Source organism: Pseudomonas sp. GW821-FHT11D10 (assembly GCF_058808435.1).
Map to the genome: position 1 here is coordinate 987075 of NZ_JBXARR010000001.1, position 18693 is coordinate 1005767.

18 protein-coding genes are annotated in these 18693 nt (G+C 61.2%); 2 read left to right on the top strand and 16 right to left on the bottom strand.

Annotation, left to right across the window (positions count from 1 at the left end; all coding sequences use genetic code 11):
* Positions 1 to 12: 12 nt before the first annotated feature.
* A complete protein-coding gene (locus AC1RT4_RS04660) occupies positions 13 to 786 on the top strand; it encodes an enoyl-CoA hydratase (protein ID WP_273902775.1) in 774 nt (257 codons plus the stop codon).
* A gap of 37 nt (positions 787 to 823) precedes the next feature.
* Here the strand turns inward: AC1RT4_RS04660 and AC1RT4_RS04665 are convergent, their stop codons facing one another.
* From AC1RT4_RS04665 to argH, 15 genes are all read right to left on the bottom strand, one after another.
* Positions 824 to 1975 (bottom strand): acyl-CoA dehydrogenase family protein, encoded by a 1152-nt coding sequence (locus tag AC1RT4_RS04665; RefSeq protein WP_493083864.1) that lies wholly within the window; start codon positions 1973 to 1975, stop codon positions 824 to 826.
* Between the two features lie 3 nt (positions 1976 to 1978).
* Entirely contained in the window at positions 1979 to 3085 is a 1107-nt protein-coding gene (locus AC1RT4_RS04670; RefSeq protein WP_493083866.1) for an enoyl-CoA hydratase/isomerase family protein, read from the bottom strand.
* A 166-nt stretch (positions 3086 to 3251) separates the two neighbouring features.
* Positions 3252 to 4106 carry an alpha/beta hydrolase gene (locus tag AC1RT4_RS04675; RefSeq protein ID WP_493083868.1) on the bottom strand — a complete coding sequence of 285 codons (855 nt, stop codon included), beginning with the start codon at positions 4104 to 4106 and terminating at the stop codon, positions 3252 to 3254.
* Positions 4099 to 4503 (bottom strand): RidA family protein, encoded by a 405-nt coding sequence (locus tag AC1RT4_RS04680; RefSeq protein ID WP_493083869.1) that lies wholly within the window; start codon positions 4501 to 4503, stop codon positions 4099 to 4101. Before AC1RT4_RS04680 ends, AC1RT4_RS04675 begins: the two co-directional genes overlap by 8 nt.
* Positions 4504 to 4506: 3 nt before the next feature.
* Positions 4507 to 5733, bottom strand: coding sequence for a cytochrome P450 (locus AC1RT4_RS04685; RefSeq protein ID WP_493083870.1), 1227 nt, complete (start codon positions 5731 to 5733; stop codon positions 4507 to 4509).
* Positions 5734 to 5735: 2 nt separating this feature from the next.
* The gene (locus tag AC1RT4_RS04690) at positions 5736 to 7349 is read right to left on the bottom strand and encodes an acyl-CoA dehydrogenase family protein (protein ID WP_493083872.1); all 1614 of its coding nucleotides are present in this window, start codon (positions 7347 to 7349) and stop codon (positions 5736 to 5738) included.
* Positions 7350 to 7706: 357 nt separating this feature from the next.
* Positions 7707 to 8402 (bottom strand): HPP family protein, encoded by a 696-nt coding sequence (locus tag AC1RT4_RS04695; protein ID WP_493083874.1) that lies wholly within the window; start codon positions 8400 to 8402, stop codon positions 7707 to 7709.
* A gap of 157 nt (positions 8403 to 8559) precedes the next feature.
* Complete coding sequence (locus AC1RT4_RS04700) at positions 8560 to 9738, bottom strand: MFS transporter (RefSeq protein WP_064596823.1); 1179 nt, start codon at positions 9736 to 9738, stop codon at positions 8560 to 8562.
* Positions 9739 to 9754: 16 nt separating this feature from the next.
* On the bottom strand, positions 9755 to 11107 hold the full coding sequence (locus AC1RT4_RS04705) for an MmgE/PrpD family protein (RefSeq protein ID WP_493083877.1): 1353 nt from the start codon (positions 11105 to 11107) through the stop codon (positions 9755 to 9757).
* On the bottom strand, positions 11104 to 11994 hold the full coding sequence (locus AC1RT4_RS04710; protein ID WP_493083879.1) for a polysaccharide deacetylase family protein: 891 nt from the start codon (positions 11992 to 11994) through the stop codon (positions 11104 to 11106). Before AC1RT4_RS04710 ends, AC1RT4_RS04705 begins: the two co-directional genes overlap by 4 nt.
* Positions 11987 to 12835 carry a polysaccharide deacetylase family protein gene (locus AC1RT4_RS04715; protein WP_170929564.1) on the bottom strand — a complete coding sequence of 283 codons (849 nt, stop codon included), beginning with the start codon at positions 12833 to 12835 and terminating at the stop codon, positions 11987 to 11989. The genes AC1RT4_RS04710 and AC1RT4_RS04715 overlap by 8 nt, the downstream gene beginning before the upstream one ends.
* Positions 12836 to 12891: 56 nt before the next feature.
* A complete protein-coding gene (locus AC1RT4_RS04720; RefSeq protein ID WP_493083881.1) occupies positions 12892 to 13716 on the bottom strand; it encodes an ABC transporter substrate-binding protein in 825 nt (274 codons plus the stop codon).
* Between the two features lie 39 nt (positions 13717 to 13755).
* Positions 13756 to 14520: an amino acid ABC transporter ATP-binding protein gene (locus AC1RT4_RS04725; RefSeq protein ID WP_007951284.1), complete on the bottom strand. Its 765-nt coding sequence runs from the start codon at positions 14518 to 14520 to the stop codon at positions 13756 to 13758.
* 10 nt (positions 14521 to 14530) lie between these two features.
* Complete coding sequence (locus tag AC1RT4_RS04730; RefSeq protein WP_011334265.1) at positions 14531 to 15409, bottom strand: amino acid ABC transporter permease; 879 nt, start codon at positions 15407 to 15409, stop codon at positions 14531 to 14533.
* Positions 15410 to 15470: 61 nt separating this feature from the next.
* A complete protein-coding gene (gene argH, locus AC1RT4_RS04735; protein WP_493083884.1) occupies positions 15471 to 16898 on the bottom strand; it encodes an argininosuccinate lyase in 1428 nt (475 codons plus the stop codon).
* A 299-nt stretch (positions 16899 to 17197) separates the two neighbouring features.
* Between argH and AC1RT4_RS04740 the strand changes: the two genes are divergently transcribed.
* Positions 17198 to 18163 carry a LysR family transcriptional regulator gene (locus tag AC1RT4_RS04740; protein WP_262159533.1) on the top strand — a complete coding sequence of 322 codons (966 nt, stop codon included), beginning with the start codon at positions 17198 to 17200 and terminating at the stop codon, positions 18161 to 18163.
* On the opposite strand, the gene AC1RT4_RS04745 is transcribed toward AC1RT4_RS04740, so the two are convergent.
* A complete protein-coding gene (locus AC1RT4_RS04745; RefSeq protein ID WP_493083886.1) occupies positions 18147 to 18674 on the bottom strand; it encodes a GNAT family N-acetyltransferase in 528 nt (175 codons plus the stop codon). The two genes, AC1RT4_RS04740 and AC1RT4_RS04745, sit on opposite strands and share 17 nt — an antisense overlap.
* Positions 18675 to 18693: the final 19 nt, after the last annotated feature.

Here is an 18693-nt window from a genome sequence, read left to right on the forward strand (position 1 = left end):
AGGAATCTGCACATGAGTTACGAAACGATTTTGCTGGAAACCCATGGCCGCGTCGGCCTGATCACCCTCAATCGCCCGCAGGCGCTGAATGCCCTCAATGCGCAACTGGTCAGCGAAGTGAACCGCGCGCTCGATGGATTTGAAGCCGACGCGAACATCGGCTGTATCGTCATCACCGGCTCGGCCAAAGCCTTCGCCGCCGGCGCCGACATCAAGGAAATGGCCGATCTGACCTACCCGCAGATCTACATGGACGACCTGTTCAGCGACAGCGACCGCGTGGCCAACCGGCGCAAGCCGATCATCGCGGCGGTCAACGGTTTTGCCCTCGGCGGCGGCTGTGAACTGGCGCTGATGTGCGACTTCATCCTGGCCGGCGACAACGCCAAATTCGGCCAGCCGGAAATCAACCTCGGCGTGCTCCCAGGCATGGGCGGCACGCAGCGCCTGACCCGCGCCGTGGGCAAGGCCAAGGCCATGGAAATGTGCCTGAGCGGTCGTTTGATCGACGCGGTGGAAGCCGAGCGCTGCGGCATCGTCGCGCGGATCGTGCCGAGTGCCGAGTTGCTGGATGAAGCGCTGAAAGTGGCGGCGGTGATCGCCAGCAAATCGTTGCCGATTGCGATGATGGTCAAGGAAAGCGTCAATCGCGCGTTCGAAGTGAACCTGACTGAAGGTGTGCGCTTCGAGCGCCGGGTGTTCCATGCGGCGTTTGCGACGCAGGATCAGAAGGAAGGGATGGCGGCGTTTGTGGCCAAGCGGCCTGCCGAGTTCCAGGGCAAGTAATAGCGTTCGCCCCCACGCATTGCGTGGGGGCGATCAATCAGAGTTGGTAGTTCTTCAACTCCCGAGCAATCACCATCCGCTGTATCTCGCTCGACCCCTCATAAATCTGGGTAATCCGCGCATCCCGGTAGTACTTCTCAACCGGGTAATCCTCCAGATACCCATACCCGCCATGAATCTGAATCGCTGACGAACACACCTTCTCAGCCATTTCCGAAGCAAACAGCTTGGCCTGCGAAGCCTCCGACAGACACGGCTTACCCGCCGTCCTCAGCCGCGCCGCATGCAGGATCATCAAGCGCGCCGCGTTGATCTGCATCTGCATGTCCGCCAGCAGATTGGCAATACTCTGATGCTCGACAATCGCCTTACCGAACTGCACCCGATCACGGGCGTAACCCAGCGCCGCTTCAAACGCTGCACGGGCAATGCCCAGGGCTTGCGCCGCGATCCCGATGCGTCCGCCTTCCAGGTTGGAGAGGGCAATCGCCAAACCTTTACCGCGTTCACCCAGCAGATTCGCTTCAGGAATGCTGCAATTGCTCAGCGTCACCGCGCAGGTGTCGGAAGCACGAATGCCCATCTTGTGTTCGGTACGGTCAACGATGAACCCCGGCGTATCGGTCGGCACCAGAAACGCCGAGATCCCGCGCTTGCCCAGATCCGGATCGGTCACCGCAAATACGATCGCCAGTTTCGCCCGCTTGCCATTGCTGACAAATTGCTTGGCGCCGTTGATTACCCATTGCCCGTCGCGCAGTTCGGCGCGGGTGCGCAGGTTGTGCGCTTCGGAGCCGGCCTGGGGTTCGGTCAGGCAGAAGCAGCCGATCACCGCGCCGCTGGCGAGATCCGCCAGCCAGGTCTGTTTCTGTTCTTCGCTGCCGTAGTTGAGCACCGGCCCGCAGCCCACCGAGTTGTGAATGCTCATGAACGCGCCGGTGGCGCCGTCACCGGCGGAAATCTCTTCCACTGCCAGCGCATAGGCCACGTAGTCGACGTACGTGCCGCCCCATTCCTCCGGCACCACCATGCCCAGCAGGCCGAGTTCGCCCATCTTCGCCACCAGACCGTCATCGATCCAGCCGGCCTTTTCCCAGGCTTGTGCGTTGGGCGCGATTTCGCCGCGGGCAAAGTCCCGGGCCATGTCGCGGATCATTACCTGGTCTTCAGTCAATTCGAGATCGTGCATGACTCAGCTCCCGCTCTCTTCGAAACCGTGGAAGAAACTCTCGACCTGCTCGGCGTGCAGCGCAGCCAGGGTCGGCGGGTTCCAGCGCGGTGATTTGTCTTTGTCGATCAGCAGGGCGCGCACGCCTTCGATCAGGTCGCCGCGTTCGAACCACTGGCGATCCAGATGCAGTTCGAGGGCGAAGCAGTGTTCCAGGCTCAGGTGGCGGCCGCGACGGAGCATTTCCAGGGTCACGCCCATGGCCAGCGGCGAGCGGGTTTCCAGCAGGTCGGCGGTGGTGGTTGCCCATTCGTGGCTGTCGGCGACGGTCACGGCGCGCAGTTGCTCGACGATGCTCGGCACGTCAGGCAAGGCGAAGAAGTGGTCGATGGCCGGACGCAAGGCTTCAAGCGGCGCATCCGGCAGGGTTTGCACGGCGTGGCGGGCCAGCAGGCTTTGCAGGTCTTTGAGCGGTGTGTCGTGCCACTCCAAGTGATCGAGCTGCTCGTCGAGGATGCCGAGTTTGCTGCTGTCCAGATACCAGTCGGCGAGGCCGCAATACAGCGCATCTGCCGCCCGGATCTGCACGCCGCTGACGCCCAGGTAAATCCCCAGCTCGCCGGGAATCCGTGGCAGGAAATAACTGCCGCCGACATCCGGGAAATAGCCGATCGCCACTTCCGGCATCGCCAGACGGCTCTTCTCGGTGACCACCCGCAGATCGGCGCCTTGCACCAGACCCATGCCGCCGCCGAGAACGAAACCGTCCATCAGCGCGAGCACCGGTTTGCGGTAGTGGTGGATCGTCAGGTCGAGGGCGTATTCCTCGACGAAGAAATCTTCGTGCAGCGTGTCGCCGCTTTTGTGGCTGTCGTACAGGGATCGAATGTCGCCGCCGGCACAGAAGGCTTTCTCGCCGGCACCGCGCAGCACCACCGCGTGGATATCGGCATCGACGGCCCAGGCGTCCAGGTGTTGCTGGAGCTGGCGCACCATGTCGAGGGTCAGGGCATTGAGGCCGGCGGGGCGGTTGAGGGTCAGATGACCGATGTGATTGCGAACCTCGGCCAGCACTTCGTGCGGCGTGGCATCCATGGACGAAGTCCGCGGGGATGAAGCCTGAGCAGTCATCACTAACTCCCTGCTTTTATTGTCTTTATTCGAGAAGCTCGCGCGCGAGCGTTACCGGATCGTAACAGTGCAAATTTGCCGTGTACAACGGGGATATGTGCATGGGGTGTCTGCATTTTTGCCTGATCTTGGCCGGGGGAACTGCCGCGCAGAGCAGCACTGGCTGTCACTCCCCGCGAAACTGTGCCTGCAGCGAGCGGACGCATGACAACAGTGCCTGCCGAGCCTCATCATGCGCCGCGGGATGGTTCATGAAACCATGGCGCATGCCTTGAAATTCCAGGTGTTCGACGCTCACACCCGCTGCACGCAATCTCGCTGCATAGGCACGGCCTTCATCCCGCAAAATGTCGAGTTCGCTGGTGATGATCAGCGTCCGGGGCAGTCCGTGCAACGCGTTGTAGAGCAGGGGGGACAACCGCGGATCGGCGCGCGATGTGCCGGGCGGCAGATAGTGGCCGAGATACCATTCGAGCATCTGTGTGGTAAGGCCATGTCCTTGCGCGAATTGCTCGTGGGACGGGTATCGGGTGTGGCAATCAAGCAAAGGGTAAAGCAGCAGCTGAAAGCCGAGACACGGTCTTTGCTGCGCCGAATCGCGCTGACAGATGACAGCGGCCATTGCCCCTCCGGAGCCACCGCCGGCGACCGCGATTCTCGAAGTATCAAGACCATGCTCGAGACCCTGCCGTGCGACCCATTGCAAAGCTGTCCAGCAATCATCCAGGGCTGCCGGAAACAGGTGTTCCGGAGGGCGGGCGTAATCAACGGCGACTACCGCACAGCCAGCCCAGTCACACATCAGTCGGCAGAAACCATCATGGGTATCCAGGTCGCCCGTGACCCAGCCACCACCATGAAAGAACACCAGCACGGCAAAAGGCCCCTTGCCCGCAGGCCAGTAAAGGCGCAGCGGCAACCGGCGACCGTGACTTTCAATCGCCATGTCGTGAACGCGGGTCACTTGAGCCTGGCGCAACGTTGCTCTGGCGTCCTCCACGGTCAAAGAGGCGTCATTCATGACCGCGATCCCCGTTCGAGCGGGCCTCTGCCTCAATCTCGATAACGAATTCAGGGCTGATCAATCGTGCGACTTCCAGCAGCATGGTGGTGGGTGGGTGTTGGTCAAAGAATTCCTTGTGGGCCTGGGCGATTTTTGGCCAGAGATCCATATTGCTGGTGTACATGCGGGTTGCAATGATGCGCGTGCGATCCTCGCCCAGTTCTTTTAGCGCCTGTTCGATGATCTCCAGGCACCGTAGCGTCTGGGCATATGCATCGCCGGGTTTGAACGGCTTGCCGTCATCATCGAACGCCACCGTGCCGCCTACCAGAAGGGTATTGCCAGCCTTCAAGGCTCTGCAGTAGCCGGCGATGGATTCCCAAGGGGCGGCAGAAAACACGCGTTGAAACTCCATGGTTCAGACTCCTTTCCCAAGATTGATCGGAAGTGCCTTCAAGCCCCGGAATTGAAGGTTGCTGGTGCGCCAGGTCGCAGGGCTATCCGCGACAAGACCCAAATCGGGAAAGCGCTTTAGCAAGGACGTAAAAACGATCTCGGCCTCCAGGCGGAACAGCGCCGTACCCATGCAGAAGTGCTGTCCACGGCCAAATGCCAGATGGTCATGGTCCGCTCGACGAATATCGAAGGTGTCAGGGTCGGTGAATTTCGCCGGATCCCGGTTGGCGGAGGCTCGTATCAGATAGACCAGGTCTCCCGCCTTCATCGTGACGCCTTCGATCGTGACGTCTTCAGTCAGCACTCGATGGCTCAATGAACCGGCGGCATCGAAGCGCAGCATTTCCTCCACGGCCAGGTTCACCAGGGTCGGATCGTTTTTGAGGGCCGCATGCTGCGCAGGGTGTTCGAGCAAGTGCAGCAAGCCGATACAGAGTTGGTCAGCGCTGGTGGTGTAACCGGCAACCAGGATGAAGACAATTTGCGCCAGTACCTCGTCATCGCTTGCCGCACTTTCCATACTCGACTCAAGCACCCGACTGACCAGATCGTCCCGGGGCTGGCGGCGGCGCTTTTCAACGAGGTCGGCAAAGTAGGCGTACATTTCTTCAATCCCTGCCAGTGCCTGTTCAGGCCCATAGTCAGGATCGTGACTGCCGCCCACAAACATCACGATGTCCCTCGTCCAGCGCCGCAGTTTCAGGGCATCTTCGCGATCGATGCCGTAGAGCTCGGCGAGGATCAGCGCGGGAATCCGGTCGAAAAGGCTGGCCTTGAGGTCGACCTGGCCTTGCAGGCCGGACAGCTCTTGATCGGTGATGTCCTGAATGATCTGGCGCAACGACTCAATGGCGCGAGGTGTGAATGCCTTGCCTAGCAACTGACGACTTTTCTTGTGCGCGTCTCCATCCTGGTCATACATCCATTGCGAGGCCAGGCGGACGAAGACGTTCAGTTGCTCGCGTTGTTCTTTCGATACGCGGGTGTCCACCAATTGCCGCATACGGTTCGAGGAGTAACGTCGGGTATCGGCCTGGGCGGCGTGGACGTCGCCATAGCGGGTCAGAAACCAGGCATGCAAGTGATCGCACCAATAGACCGGTTGATGAATTCTCAGGTACGCGTAGGCCCGATAGGGGTCCTGGATCGTGTAGCGGTCGGAGAAGTCCGGAAAAGATTGATTGGCCATGCTCACGCTTCCTCGTAGAGTGCAGCCGTGAAACGCTCCATGTAATCGGCTGCGTCGATGGGGGCACTGACCAGCTCCGGCGGTGGCTTGAGCAGATCGTCGATCTCACCGAGCCGGGCTTCTGTAGCGTGCAGTTCCAGTTCGTCGCCAGCGACCGACTGCCCCCAAGGGTGCAACACCGGGGAAAAGACGTGGAGTATGTCCTGAAGCGTTCCGGGAGAAACGAGCCGGTTGCGTTCGCCTTCGACGAGGATCAGGTCCAGCGCACGGGCGTAGGTGAGTGCCACGGCCTGACGGTGAGAAAAGTCGGCACTATCGCGGCATTGATCAGCGATGAGCGACTCGATGCGCTGGGCGATGTTGTGGGAGGCAAACCGTGGTCGGGTGATGGCGTCCCTGGCGACCTGAGCGCACAGGATGCTGTTGTCACCGGCGAACGTAGTGCTGATCTCGTGATCCATGCACAAGGTGACGATCTGGTTGTGATGGTGAAAACCCTGCGAACCACAAAGCTCTCTGCACGCTCTCATGACCTCCAGTCCCAGCCATGTACCGACACTTTTGACGATGGCGGCGAGAATATGCAGTTCTGTTCGCCTGGCCGGTTGATGCCAGTCCGCTTCGAACCGCGACAGCACCGCCCGCTCCAGCATCTTCAGGGCCAGCACCTTGAGTTGTACGACATACAGTCGTTGTCGGAACAGTGCCTTGGTCAGAAGAGGCTGGTTGCCCTCGTTACTCTTGACCAAACGATGGGAGCCGAAACGATACGTCAGGTGAGCACACATACTGGCGCCACCACGAGCGGCAGCAATAAGGAAAAGGCGTTCCTGGATGAATGTCTGCATCGCGCTTTTCAAGCGTTCTTTTGGCGGGATGTCGCTGCTGAAATCACCTTGCGCAGAGAACCTGGCATAGCGTTGCATCAGCGCGTCCAGCGGCAGCTTCATTGTGCAAAAACGGATGCCGGCGACTTGATTGGCGTGAATGCCACCCTTGGGATCGCAGGTGGTCATCCTGACACCTGGCAGGAGCGGGCCATTCTCTTGCTCGCGAATTGGCACGCGGAACCAGTGCAACCCCACATCCACACCTTTGACGATCAGACGCCCCAGGACCATGACCACCACTGCTGCGTGCAGTGCGTTGCCGATCCAGAACTTGCAGGACTGCGCAGTGGGCGAGTTCAGAATCAGACAATGGTTGTGAGGGTCATGGGTGATCGTGGTTTGCAGGTTACCCACATCGGAGCCGCTGGCGATCTCCGTGCAGCCAAAGGCGTAAACCGCATCCAGCTGACAGATTTCCTGTTGATACTGCGCGATCTGGTTCTGACTGCCATGGGCAAAAAAAGCGTCACCGGCAATGAAGTGGTCGACGATGCAGGCAATCAATGAATAGTCCCAGGCGCCGATAAGCGCTGCACGTTCAAGCATCAACCGGAATTCAGACTGATGGGGTTGGCTCAGCCACATGGCATTGGTCATGAGCCCGTTGCCGATGATTGCGCGCATCCGATCGATATTCAGATCCATGTATTCGCGCAGAGACACGCGATGGCGCTTTTCGGGGTCGAACAGGGGCTCTTGCAGCAACTTCAGCAATGGGTCGCTCATGAAACGTTCCTCTCGCAGATTTCGAAACCAAGGATTCGAAAACCACCAGATTCACGGAGCTGGCGAAAAACACACGTGCCCGCATGCTACAGGCGGGGCATTTGGGCGGACTGCTGGTTACGCAGAAATGCGGTGTTTGAGGAAAGTAACGGTTCAGTCAAAGCGCAAAGCCAGCTCGCTTCTCAACAACGTTGAGCGTTTTTCCATAGCCAGACTACCGATGTCATCGCTACTGGACATTACAGCGGGCCAGACTTCCAAGTGAAAGGCAGACAAATCTGTGCGGTACAAAGCTGAAAGGTAGTCGTTGGTCATGTCTTGGCAAGGGCGTTCGACAACCTTCGGTCGGATCACGTATTACCTGCGACCACCCAGCACTTCACCAATGCTCCGCCGCTTGGCATGCAGTTCACTGGCATGAATCAACTGCTCCAGATCCTCCGGCGTGACGTCGATAAACGCCTCCATATCCGCCAGTGCCAATTTCAGATCCTCGGCCGTGATGGACTGAATATCGACCGGTGCCAAGGCCGGCGCTGGTTCGGCAGGGCGTTTCGGGTAGCGGATGCGGGTGAGGTTGTTGTAAGCCAGTGCGGCCAGCAGCAGGCACGCGGCACTGAGCATCACCGGCTCCAGGGCTTTCCAGTCCATGGCGATGGTCATCGGGTCGGCCAGCACCATGGTCAACGCGACGGCGCCGGCCGGTGGGTGCAGGCAGCGCAGCCAGCACATCAGGATCAGCGCCATGCCTGCGGCGAGGCACGCGCTGCCCAAGGTTCGGCCGAGGACGTGGGCCACCAGCAACGCGACGACGCCCGCGCACAGGTAGCCGCCGATGATCGACCATGGCTGGGCGAGGGCGCCGGATGACACCGCGAACAGCAACACCGCCGAAGCGCCCAGCGGGCCGATCAGGTGGTAGGCCACTTCAATGCCGAACACCTGACTGCACGCCCACACGCTGAACAACGTGCCCAGGGCCATGCCGATCGCGGCGCGGCTCCATTCGGTGGGGGGGGTGTTGATGGCGGCGGGCAACCAGCGAGCGAGCATGCAGAATCGATCCTTTGCGAAATTCAGGGCAAAAAAAAGGACTTGTCCGTAAACGCGGAAAGTCCTTCGAAGTGTTCCAACTATTGGGGGAGGAACGCGCACAGTGTGCCAATCATTCACGATGCTGACAAATTCATATAAATGCAGTTTCAGTGCATTATTTATGAAGTAAAGCTACGCGCCGCCCGCTCATGAAGCACAGGAACCCACCCATCGCGGTCAGTGCGCTGAGCGCGTAGAACATGGTCGGCGCTGGCGTATGCATCAGCAGGAAACCGCAGATAACCGGGCTCAGCGCGCCGCCAAGGGCCGCGAGGTTCTGCGCACCGTAATAGCTGCCGCGCAGTTCTTCCGGGGCCAGGGTGTCGACGAACAGGAACTCCGACGGATAAATGATCATCTCGCCGAGGGTGAAGATGAACATCGCGATGCACCACGTCACCAGGCTGTCGGCCAGGCTGAAGCCGATCAAACCGAGGATGAACAGGCTGGTGCCGGCGGCGATCCAGTAGCGCAGTTTTTCCCGGTTGAGGAAGCGGCCGATCTGGTACTGCAACAGGATCACCGCGATGGCGTTGCAGGCGAGCAGGGCGGCCATGGTTTGCAACGCGCGCTGCGAGTCTTCGACCACCAGCAGGTATTGCGACAGGTACAGGGTGAAGCGGCCATGGACCACGGTGCTGAGCAGACAGCCGCAGGTGAACATGATCAGCGTGCGGTCGTTTTTCAGGGTGATCAGGGTTTTCAGGAAGCTTTGCGGCTGGCCGATGGCGGCGACCGGGCTGGCGTCCTTCGGGATGCCGATCATCAGGAAGATGCTGCCGAAAGCGATGCCGGCGGCAATCAGAAACGGCGCAATCGGGTAGACCCCGGCGATTACCACGCCGAGCATCGGGCCCGTGGCGTAGCCAATGTTGGTCAGCGTATAGCGCAGGGAAAACGCCTTGGCCCGTTGGCCCATGGGCAGGTTTTCGCTGAGGATCGCCTTGGAGCCGATCAGGAACAGCGCCGAGGCGGTTTCGGTGATGACCAGGGTGGCGGTCGTCAGGTACAGGTCTTTGGCGAAGGTCAGCAGCACGAAGCCGATGGCACTGGAGAGCATCGCCAGAATCAACAACCGGCGCTTCTCCAGCCGATCAATGATGTAGCCGCCGTACAGCGCAAGCAGGGTGGCGATGAACACAGCGATGCCCAGCAGCAACCCGACGTCCTGTTGGTTGAGGCCGAGCTTGTTGCTCAAAAACAGGGTGAGCAACGGACTGGTGATGGCGCGGCTGACGACGATGGTCAGCGAAACGATCATCAGGCGGCGGATAACGAGCGAGTAGGTGGCCACGGAAAATCAAATGTCCTTATTCGGTTAACAGGTGCTCGAGATCGCGCACGGAATCCAGCGTTTGCAGTTGTCGCAGTTGCACCAATAAAGGCTCGGCCTTGACCGGTGAAATCACCCGCAACGCCAGACTGAAAAACTTCTCCTCCAGCGCCGCCTCGCTCAGCGGATTGCCCGGCGCCCCCAGCGGCACCTCGACACATAGACTCGCCTGACGCCCGTCGCGGGTTCGCACAACGACCACTGGCTCGCCATCCTCCGACAGTCGCTCATCCACTTCAAGGCGAATGCGCGCCAGCCAGTGAGCGATGCGCGGATCGTTGCGTGGCTGTTCGTCGTAAGCCTCGAGTCGGCAATGGCCATGCACCAGTCGCGCGGCGAGGGCGTAGGGCAGACTCATCTGCGCGGCGGCCAGACTTTGGATGTCGCGACCGCCGCACATGTCGAGCAGAAACCCGCACAGGTTCACCTGGACGTCTTCCACCTGATCGGCGCCGATCTGCAGTTGCTCCAGCAGCAGCCCGAGCGCATCGATAGCCGAATGGGTGCCACGGCAAGCGGCGTAGGGTTTGATCGAGCAGCGCGCGAGTTTCCACACACGCCCCAATTCGGCATCCAGCGCATCCGGTTGTGCGCTGCCCGGTGCGAGGGTCTTGAGAAAACCACCCCAGACATCCTCGAACAACACCGACGGCCCGCTGACGCCTTCGCGAGCAAAACGCGCAGCGAGCAATCCGCCCTCGGCCGCCCGGCCGCTGTGCAGTTTCTTGCTTTGCGAACCGTCATGAATGAACGCCCACAACCCGCCGCTGAAACTGCCGGCGATGCCCAGCGCCGACACGGTTTGCCCGACATCCAGCGCAAAGATCCGCGCACAGGCCGCCGCCGCGCCGAACACACCGCAGGTGGCGGTCGAGTGCCAGCCGGCGCCGTTGTGCGCCGAATAGCTGCCGCAAGCCTCCAGCACCCGCCGACCGATTTCGTAGCCGATCACCACGGCGGTGATGAGTTCGCGACCGTCCACCGACCGATCCACCAGCGACAGCGCGGCCATCACCGCCGGCAACACCACCGCGCCGGAATGATCGCACCCGCCGGTGTCGTCCAGCTCCAGCGCATGGGCGGCGATGCCGTTGAGCAACGCCGCATGTCCCGCGCCGACGCGCAATGACGAACCCCAGACCAGCGCGGTGCCCGGCTCGGCGCCGAACACTTGCCGCGCCTGAAGCGCCACCGCACTGTCGGCCCCGGCCAGCGCTGCGCCGAAGGTGTCGAGAATGTGCCGCTTGGCCTGTTCCTCCAACGCTGGCGGCAGATCTTCAAACCGCGTTTCGACGCAAAACTGCGCCAGCCGCTGCATGCGTTCCGTCATACGAGGTAGTCCCGATAATGGCGCTCATACACCGACGCCGGATGATCCTGCGCGACCGGCGCCGCCGTTTGCGCCCACCACTGCGCGACTTCGGCGCCGGTGGCGATCCACACGTCGTCATGCTGCTGAATGCCTTGCAGCAATTCCCGCAGCACACCGATGCGCCCCGGCGTGGCGATGATTTCCGGGTGCAGGCGCAGCACGTAGCACAGGCCGAAGCGGTGGAACCCGGCGAAGTCCATTTGCAGGTTACCCAGGGTGTGGCTGTAGGAGGCGATCCGCGATTGCGCCGGCGGCACGGCCGGGCTCAGGTTGAAGGCGAAGTAGGGTTCGTCTTCCAGTTCGTAATGCAGCGGCAACTCGACCACTTCGGGGGCGGTCGCGTGCAAGAACGGCAGATCATCGCCACGCCAAGATGACGACCAGAGAATGCCGTGATCTTTCAAGGCTTCAATGAAGCCCGGCGCGCCGTTACCCGCCGGAATCCGGAAACCGGTTGGAGGCACGCCGGTCAGTGCTTCCAGCGCTGCACAACCCTTGGCGACTTCCGCGCTCTGCGCCGCCAGATCCAGCGTGTCGTAATCCTGATGACGGTAACCGGCGCAGGCGATCTCATGGCCGTCAGCCAGAATCGCGGCGATGTGCTGCGGGTTTTCCTCGGCAACGACGCCGGGCACGAACCAGCTGCTGCGCACTCCGAGTTCCCTGAACAGGCCGAGCAATCGCTCGACGCCCCGTTGCGTGCCGTAGCGCCACACCGAAAGGGTCTTGTCGCGCCCGGCGACTTCCGGGGCCTGGGTGAGAATGCCGTGGATGTCGTTGTAGTCGACGGTCAGCACCACCGCGCAGCGTTTGCCGGCGGGCCAGAGGTTGTCAGCGTCAGCCATGGTGATGCTCCTTCAGCCACCAGCGGGCGACGTCGCGGCAGGTGGCGAACCACACGTCATCGCGCTGGCGCATGTGTTCGAAGAGTTTCTCCAGCAACAGGATGCGCCCCGGTTTGCCGGTGATTTTCGGGTGGAACAGGGTGGTCAGGCACAGGCCTTCGTCCATCGCGCCGTCGTATTCGCGTTGCCAGTTGTCGAGGGTCAGCTCGTAACTGGCGGTGCGGTCTAGCCCGGACGGGAAGTTCGGTGCGCGGGTGTAGGCGAGCGAGGCGTAGTCGTCCATTTCCCAGCGGCCGGGGATTTCCACCAGCGGCGTGTCGTGGCCGGGGACGTTGACCAGATACGGCCGATCATCGCCACGCATGCTGCTGGAATATATGACGCCGTTGTCGGCCAGCATCGCCGGGGTTTCGGCGCGCCAGTCACCCGACGGAGTGCGAAAGCCCTCGGCGCGGATGTGCAGGTATTGCCAGAAGACATCGCGGGATTTGTTCATCACGGCCTGCTGCTGGTCCAGCGTCAGGGCGTAGAAGGATTCGTGCTTGTAGCCGTGGTAGGCGACTTCATGACCGCGCTCGACGATGGCCTGGCATTGTTTCGGCCAGTTTTCCACGACCCAGGCGGGGACGAAGAAGGTGGTCGGGATCTTGAAGGTGTCGAGCAGATCCAGCAGGCGCGGCAGGGCGCGGTAGGGGCCGTAGCCGCCGAAGCCGAAGTATTCCGGTTTGTGCCAGATCGAGTTGTTGAGCATGGCATCGCCGGTCGGGCCGTCGAGGTCGAAGGCCAGGGCGAGGCAGGCTTTGTGCTGGTCGGGCCAGGTGGGTTGCAAGGAGGACATCAAGGGCGCTCCAGCTGTTCATGAAAAAGCGCCAACCGGTTGGGTCGGCGCTGACCGGATTACTTGCCCGCGTTAATGGTCACTTCCTTGATCGCACCCAACTCCAGATCCCACTTCTTCAGAATCGCGTTATAGCTGCCGTCATCCACCATGCTCTGCAGCGCCACCTTCACCGCTTCACTCAGCTCAGGCTTCTTCTTGCTCACCCCCAGCCCGGTGAACTGTACGGAGATCGGCTGGCCGACCGTTTTGTACATGTCCTTTTCCTGGGTCTTGAGGTACGACAGGGTTTCGCTGCCCTGCATCGCCGCATCAATGCGGCTCTGGCGCAATTGGGCGCGGGCGTCGGCCGAGCCTTCGGTGCCGATCACGTTGATCGCAGGTTTGCCGGCGGCTTCACAGTTTTCCTTGCTCCATGCGGCGATTTCCGCCGGGAAGGTGGTGCGACGGCTGGTGCCGACCTTCTTGCCGCACAGGTCGATGATCTCGTTGGTCGCGGCGTTCTTCTGCAAGGTGTAGAACTGCGGGCCGCTGGTGAAGTAGTCGACGAAGGTCACGCTGGCCTGACGCTCGGCGGTGTCGGTCATGCCCGACAGGACCATGTCCACGCGGTCGGTGGTCAGGGCGTTGATCATTTGCTCGAAGCCGGTTTCCTGCCATTTGATCTTCACCCCGAGGCGTTCGGCCAGGGCGTTGCCCAGGTCGTAGTCCAGGCCGGTGAGCTTGTTGGTGGCCGGGTCCTTGAAATCCATCGGCGGATAGTTGGGCATGATCGCGACGACGATCTCGCCTTTTTCCTTGATGCTGGCCGGCAACTCGGCGGCCACGGCGAAACCGCAAGACATGAGGGAGGTGAGTACTGCTGGAATGACGAAGTTCTTCATGGACGTTCTCTTATGAGTGTTGTGAAGGCCAAAGGGGCCTCAGGTTCGAACGGCAGAAATGAAGCTTTGGGTGCGCGGGTTTTGCGGACTTATTAGTATTTCTTCGGGGCTTCCAGCCTCCACGATCTGCCCGCCGTCCATGAACACCATGCGGTTGGAAACCTCCCGGGCGAAGCCCAGTTCATGGGTGACGACGATCATGGTCATGCCGGTCTGCGCCAGATCGCGCATCACCGACAGCACCTCACCGACCAGTTCCGGGTCGAGTGCCGAAGTGGGTTCATCGAACAGCATCAGCTTCGGTCGCATGGCCAGGGCGCGGGCAATCGCCACCCGTTGTTGCTGACCGCCCGACAGTTCGATCGGGTAGCTGTTGCGTTTGTCGGCCAGGCCGACCCGGGCCAGCAGTTCCAGGGCTTCTTCGTGCGCTTCCTTGGGCGAACGCTTGAGCACCTGGCACGGGCCTTCGATGATGTTTTGCAGCACGGTCATGTGCGGAAACAGGTTGAAGCGCTGGAACACCATGCCGGTGGCCAGGCGCTGGCGGGCGATCTGCGACTCGTTGAGTTCGTGCAGTTTGTGCCCGACCACGCGGTAGCCGACCAGTTCGCCGTCGACCCAGAGGCCGCCCTTGTCGATCTTTTCCAGCTGGTTGACGCAGCGCAGCAGGGTGCTCTTGCCCGAGCCGGACGGGCCGATGATGCACAGCACTTCGCCTTGCTCGACCTCGATGTTGATGTCCTTGAGCGCGTGGTACTGGTCGTAATATTTGTTCAGGCTCACGGCCTTGACGATGCTTCTCATGACGGATTCCTCAAGAACGCTTGCCGGCGCCGCGAGCGAAACGACGCTCCAGACGGCTTTGACCAAAGGACAGGACGGTGACGGTGGCCAGGTACCAGATACCGGCGACGATCAGCAGCTCCATGACCCGGGCGTTGGCGTAGTAGATGTTCTGGGCGTTGTAGAGCAGTTCCGAGTACTGGATGACGCTCGCCAGCGAGGTCATTTTCACCATGCCGATGAATTCGTTGCCGACCGGCGGAATGATGATCCGCATGGCCTGCGGCAGGATGATCCGGCGCAGCGCTTGCAGGCGAGGCATGCCGATCGACTTGGCGGCTTCGTACTGGCCGGTGTCCACCGACAGCAGGCCGGCGCGCACCACTTCGGCGGTGTAGGCGCCCTGGTTGATGCTCAAGCCGAGCAGGGCGGCCACGAACGGGGTCATCAGGCTCACGGTGTCGAGTTCGAACAGGCCGGGAATGCCGATGGTGGGGAAGATCAGCGCCAGGTTGAACCACAACAGCAGTTGCAGAATCAGCGGCGTACCGCGAAACAGCCAGGTGTAGGTCACGGCCACGTAACGCAGGATCGGGTTGGCCGACATGCGCATGATCGCGGTGATCACCCCGAACACGATGCCCAGCGCCATCGCCAGCACGGCCATGATGATCGTGTTGAACAGGCCCCACATGATCGCTTCGGAGGTGAGGAACTGGCCGATGTACGACCATTCGATCTTGCCTTCGGCGAAGGCCCGCACCAGGCCGATGATCGCGATGACGATCACGGTGGCGAAGAAGATCCGCCCGTAATAACGCCGTGGCACATGCTGGTACTGGGTAATGTCGAACTGGTTTTCCGCCAGTTTGCGCTCCGCCTGGAGTCGTTCTGCCTGAGTCTGGCTCATGGTGTTTCTCCGTACACTGTACTTTTCGATCAACCCCCTCCCGGTGGGAGGGGGACCCGGCTTAGAGGCGGAAGCCCTGGTAGTTTTCGGTCCACTGTTGCTGCGCGGCGAGGGCGGTTTTCAGGCGGCCGATCTGCTCGCGCACCTGTTGCGGCGCGGTGCCGCCCCAGCCGCTGCGGGCTGCGATGGCGGCTTCCAGGGTCAGGCTGTCACGCACGTCTGCCGTGAGGCGCGGGTCGATCTCGGCCAGCAGCGCCGGCGAGGCTTCCCACAATTCGAGGTCGTGTTTTTCGCAGGCCTGCACCAGTGCGCCGGTGATTTCGTGGGCTTCCTTGAACGGCACGCCGCGCACCGCCAGCCAGTCGGCGACTTCGGTGGCGAGGGTGAAACCCAGCGGTGCCTGACGGCGCAGCTCCTCGACGTTGACGGTCATGGTCGCGACCATCCCGGCCATGGCCGGCAGCACCAGCAGCAGGGTGTCGACGCTGTCGAGCACGCCGTTCTTGTCTTCGCTCAGGTCGCGGTTGTACGACAGCGGCAGGGATTTGAGCGTCGACAGCAGACCGGTCAGGTTGCCGATCAGACGCCCAGCCTTGCCTCGGGCCAGTTCGGCGATGTCGGGGTTTTTCTTCTGCGGCATGATCGAACTGCCGGTGGCGTAGGCGTCGTCCAGATCGACCCAGCGGAACTGGCGCGACGACCACAGGCAGAACTCTTCGGCCAGACGCGAGATGTTGATCCCGAGCATGCTGGCAATGAACAGGAATTCGGCGACGTGATCGCGACTGGCCACGGCGTCGATGGAGTTTTCGCAGACCCCGGCGTAACCCATTTCCTTGGCCGACTGCTGCGGCTGGCGAGCGATCGCGGAACCGGCCATGGCCGCAGCACCGAGGGGCGACAGCGAGGTGCGTGCGTCCCAGTCCACCAGGCGTTGTACGTCGCGCAGCATCGATTGGGCGTGGGCCAGCAGGTGATGGGCGAACACGATCGGTTGCGCCTGCTGCAAGTGGGTGAAACCCGGGCAGATGCTTTCGACGTGCTGCTCGGCCTGATCCACCAGCGCCGTTTGCAGGGCCAGCACTTCCACGGCCAGGGTGCGGACGTGATCACGCAGGAACAGGCGCAGGTCGTTGGCAGTCTGGTCGTTGCGTGAACGGCCGGCGCGCAGCTTGCCGCCCAGTGCGCCGAGGTGCTCGGTCAGCAGGCGTTCGATGAAGGTGTGAACGTCTTCGTCGTCCAGCGTCGGGGCGATGCGCCCGGCAGCGAAATCGGCACCGATGCCGTCCAGGGCTTCGATCATCGTGCGGGTTTCCTGCTCGTCGAGCAGACCGGCACGTTGCAGTTCCCCGGCGTGGGCCTTTGAGCCGGCCAGATCGTACGGTGTCAGGCGGAAATAGCGCTCGGGGCAACGGGACAGGGCCGCCAGGGCTGCGGACGGGCCGCTTTTGAAACGGGCACCCCAGAGACGGTCGGTGGTTTGAGACATTTGTTGTTTTCCTCGTCGGTAACGCGAACTGAAATCGGTGTGCATGACCCTAGAAAACCGTGCCGAACAATCAGCAGACGGAATCAGGCCAAAGCAGTTTTCAAGAGGGCAGTTGCAAAGAGACAAGAGCTGATCGAAGTGTCAGCTTTTAATGTTTGGCGATCAGTGAGTTGGCACTGATGTTCGGGATTTTTTGGCGGTTGCCAAGGCTTGTTTTCTGTGATCATTATTATTAGCCGGCGATGTTTTTGTTGTTGGACACAGATTGTTGAACATTGCGCCAGAGGTAAATCAGCATTATGGAAACCCCACTTTCCAATTCCGGAAACCCACCGGTCAAAACCGCTCACCGGGCACCTTTGGCCCTCAGCGGACTGGATTTCAAACTGCTCAAGGTGTTCAAGGCGGTGGTCGAGGCCGGCGGCTTCAGCGCGGCGCAGAACGAGCTGAACGTGGGCCTGGCCGCGATCAGCAAGCAGATCTCCGACCTGGAAATCCGCATCGGCATGCGCCTGTGTACCCGTGGCCGCGAGGGGTTTCACCTGACCGAAGAAGGGCGTCTGGTGTATCAGGCGTCGATTGATCTGTTTGCCTCGGTCGACAACTTTCGTGACCGGCTTAGTTCAGCGCAGAACGAACTTATCGGCGATCTCGGAGTGGGGGTGATCGATAATACGATCAGTGACGATAATTCACCGTTAGTTGCTGCGCTTAAAAAGATCAATGAGCACTCGCCGAAAGTAAGGTTTCAACTTCAGGCGACCCAGCTGGATGAAGTGGAAAGAGGCGTGGTAGAGGGGCGCTTAGTTGCCGGAATAGTCCCGGTTTATCAAAAGCGTGAAGAGTTCGATTATTACCCGCTCTACGAAGAACGCTCGCAGGCTTACTGCGCCGTCGGCCACCCATTGTTCGAAATGCCGGCGGAGCAGATGGGTGGCAACGTGCTGCAGGATTACGAATGCATCAACCACCGCTACGCGATCCATCGCGACAAGCTCAACTTCGCCCGCTACGACAGTTTTTCCGCCTCGGCGACCCAGGTCGAAGCGGTGGCGTTGCTGATCAAGACCGGGCGTTTCGTGGGCTTTCTGCCCCAGCACTACGCCGCCACGCTGGTGGCCGCCGGGCAGTTTCGCGCGGTGTGCCCGGAGTTGATCCACTTCGACACGCCGTTCAATCTGATCCTGCGCCACAACACCGTGCGCAGTCCGTTGGTCAAGGCGTTTGCCCAGGCGCTGGGGGTTGATCTCAAGCCGACGGCGTGAGTATCAGGCGCATGGCGCAACGTCGCTCGCCGGGCAATCCGTGAGCGATTTCATCGCGCAATACATGGTTCAGACGTGCGTCCGTGTCGTCGGCGTTCAATAGCGCAAAACCCATGCGTTGATAGAACGGCGCATTCCACGGCAGGTCGCGAAACGTCGTCAGCGTCACCGCCCGAAGTTGCCACAGACGCGCCTGTTCAATCGCCGCCAACAGCAACTTGCGACCGACGCCCCGGCCCTGAAAGTGTTGGCTGACGGACAGTTCCTCAATGTGCAACTGTTGGTCGACAGTCACCGCCCTTAAAAAACCTGCAAGTTGCCCGTCGTTGTTTTCCGCGACCCACAGTTCGCCCTGTTCAATGGCCGGTAAATGCGCCGAGGCCTGCGGTACGGCAGCCTCCGCCAGCCAGGCCAGTGACGGGTCGAGGCGAAACAGTTCGGCGGCCGAGCGCTCGATGGCGGGGAGGGCGATGGCATCGGCTGCCAGGGCCTGTCGCACGGTAAAGGTCATCAGTCAGCGGTCCCTGTCG

What these genes read in the sequence shown, in the direction of transcription:
- AC1RT4_RS04660 (WP_273902775.1), top strand. Translation starts at nt 13, where the DNA reads ATGAGTTACGAAACGATTTTGCTGGAAACCCATGGCCGCGTCGGCCTG.
- AC1RT4_RS04665 (WP_493083864.1), bottom strand. Translation starts at nt 1,975, where the DNA reads ATGCACGATCTCGAATTGACTGAAGACCAGGTAATGATCCGCGACATG.
- AC1RT4_RS04670 (WP_493083866.1), bottom strand. Translation starts at nt 3,085, where the DNA reads ATGACTGCTCAGGCTTCATCCCCGCGGACTTCGTCCATGGATGCCACG.
- AC1RT4_RS04675 (WP_493083868.1), bottom strand. Translation starts at nt 4,106, where the DNA reads ATGAATGACGCCTCTTTGACCGTGGAGGACGCCAGAGCAACGTTGCGC.
- AC1RT4_RS04680 (WP_493083869.1), bottom strand. Translation starts at nt 4,503, where the DNA reads ATGGAGTTTCAACGCGTGTTTTCTGCCGCCCCTTGGGAATCCATCGCC.
- AC1RT4_RS04685 (WP_493083870.1), bottom strand. Translation starts at nt 5,733, where the DNA reads ATGGCCAATCAATCTTTTCCGGACTTCTCCGACCGCTACACGATCCAG.
- AC1RT4_RS04690 (WP_493083872.1), bottom strand. Translation starts at nt 7,349, where the DNA reads ATGAGCGACCCATTGCTGAAGTTGCTGCAAGAGCCCCTGTTCGACCCC.
- AC1RT4_RS04695 (WP_493083874.1), bottom strand. Translation starts at nt 8,402, where the DNA reads ATGCTCGCTCGCTGGTTGCCCGCCGCCATCAACACCCCCCCCACCGAA.
- AC1RT4_RS04705 (WP_493083877.1), bottom strand. Translation starts at nt 11,107, where the DNA reads ATGACGGAACGCATGCAGCGGCTGGCGCAGTTTTGCGTCGAAACGCGG.
- AC1RT4_RS04710 (WP_493083879.1), bottom strand. Translation starts at nt 11,994, where the DNA reads ATGGCTGACGCTGACAACCTCTGGCCCGCCGGCAAACGCTGCGCGGTG.
- AC1RT4_RS04720 (WP_493083881.1), bottom strand. Translation starts at nt 13,716, where the DNA reads ATGAAGAACTTCGTCATTCCAGCAGTACTCACCTCCCTCATGTCTTGC.
- AC1RT4_RS04725 (WP_007951284.1), bottom strand. Translation starts at nt 14,520, where the DNA reads ATGAGAAGCATCGTCAAGGCCGTGAGCCTGAACAAATATTACGACCAG.
- AC1RT4_RS04730 (WP_011334265.1), bottom strand. Translation starts at nt 15,409, where the DNA reads ATGAGCCAGACTCAGGCAGAACGACTCCAGGCGGAGCGCAAACTGGCG.
- argH (WP_493083884.1), bottom strand. Translation starts at nt 16,898, where the DNA reads ATGTCTCAAACCACCGACCGTCTCTGGGGTGCCCGTTTCAAAAGCGGC.
- AC1RT4_RS04740 (WP_262159533.1), top strand. Translation starts at nt 17,198, where the DNA reads ATGGAAACCCCACTTTCCAATTCCGGAAACCCACCGGTCAAAACCGCT.
- AC1RT4_RS04745 (WP_493083886.1), bottom strand. Translation starts at nt 18,674, where the DNA reads ATGACCTTTACCGTGCGACAGGCCCTGGCAGCCGATGCCATCGCCCTC.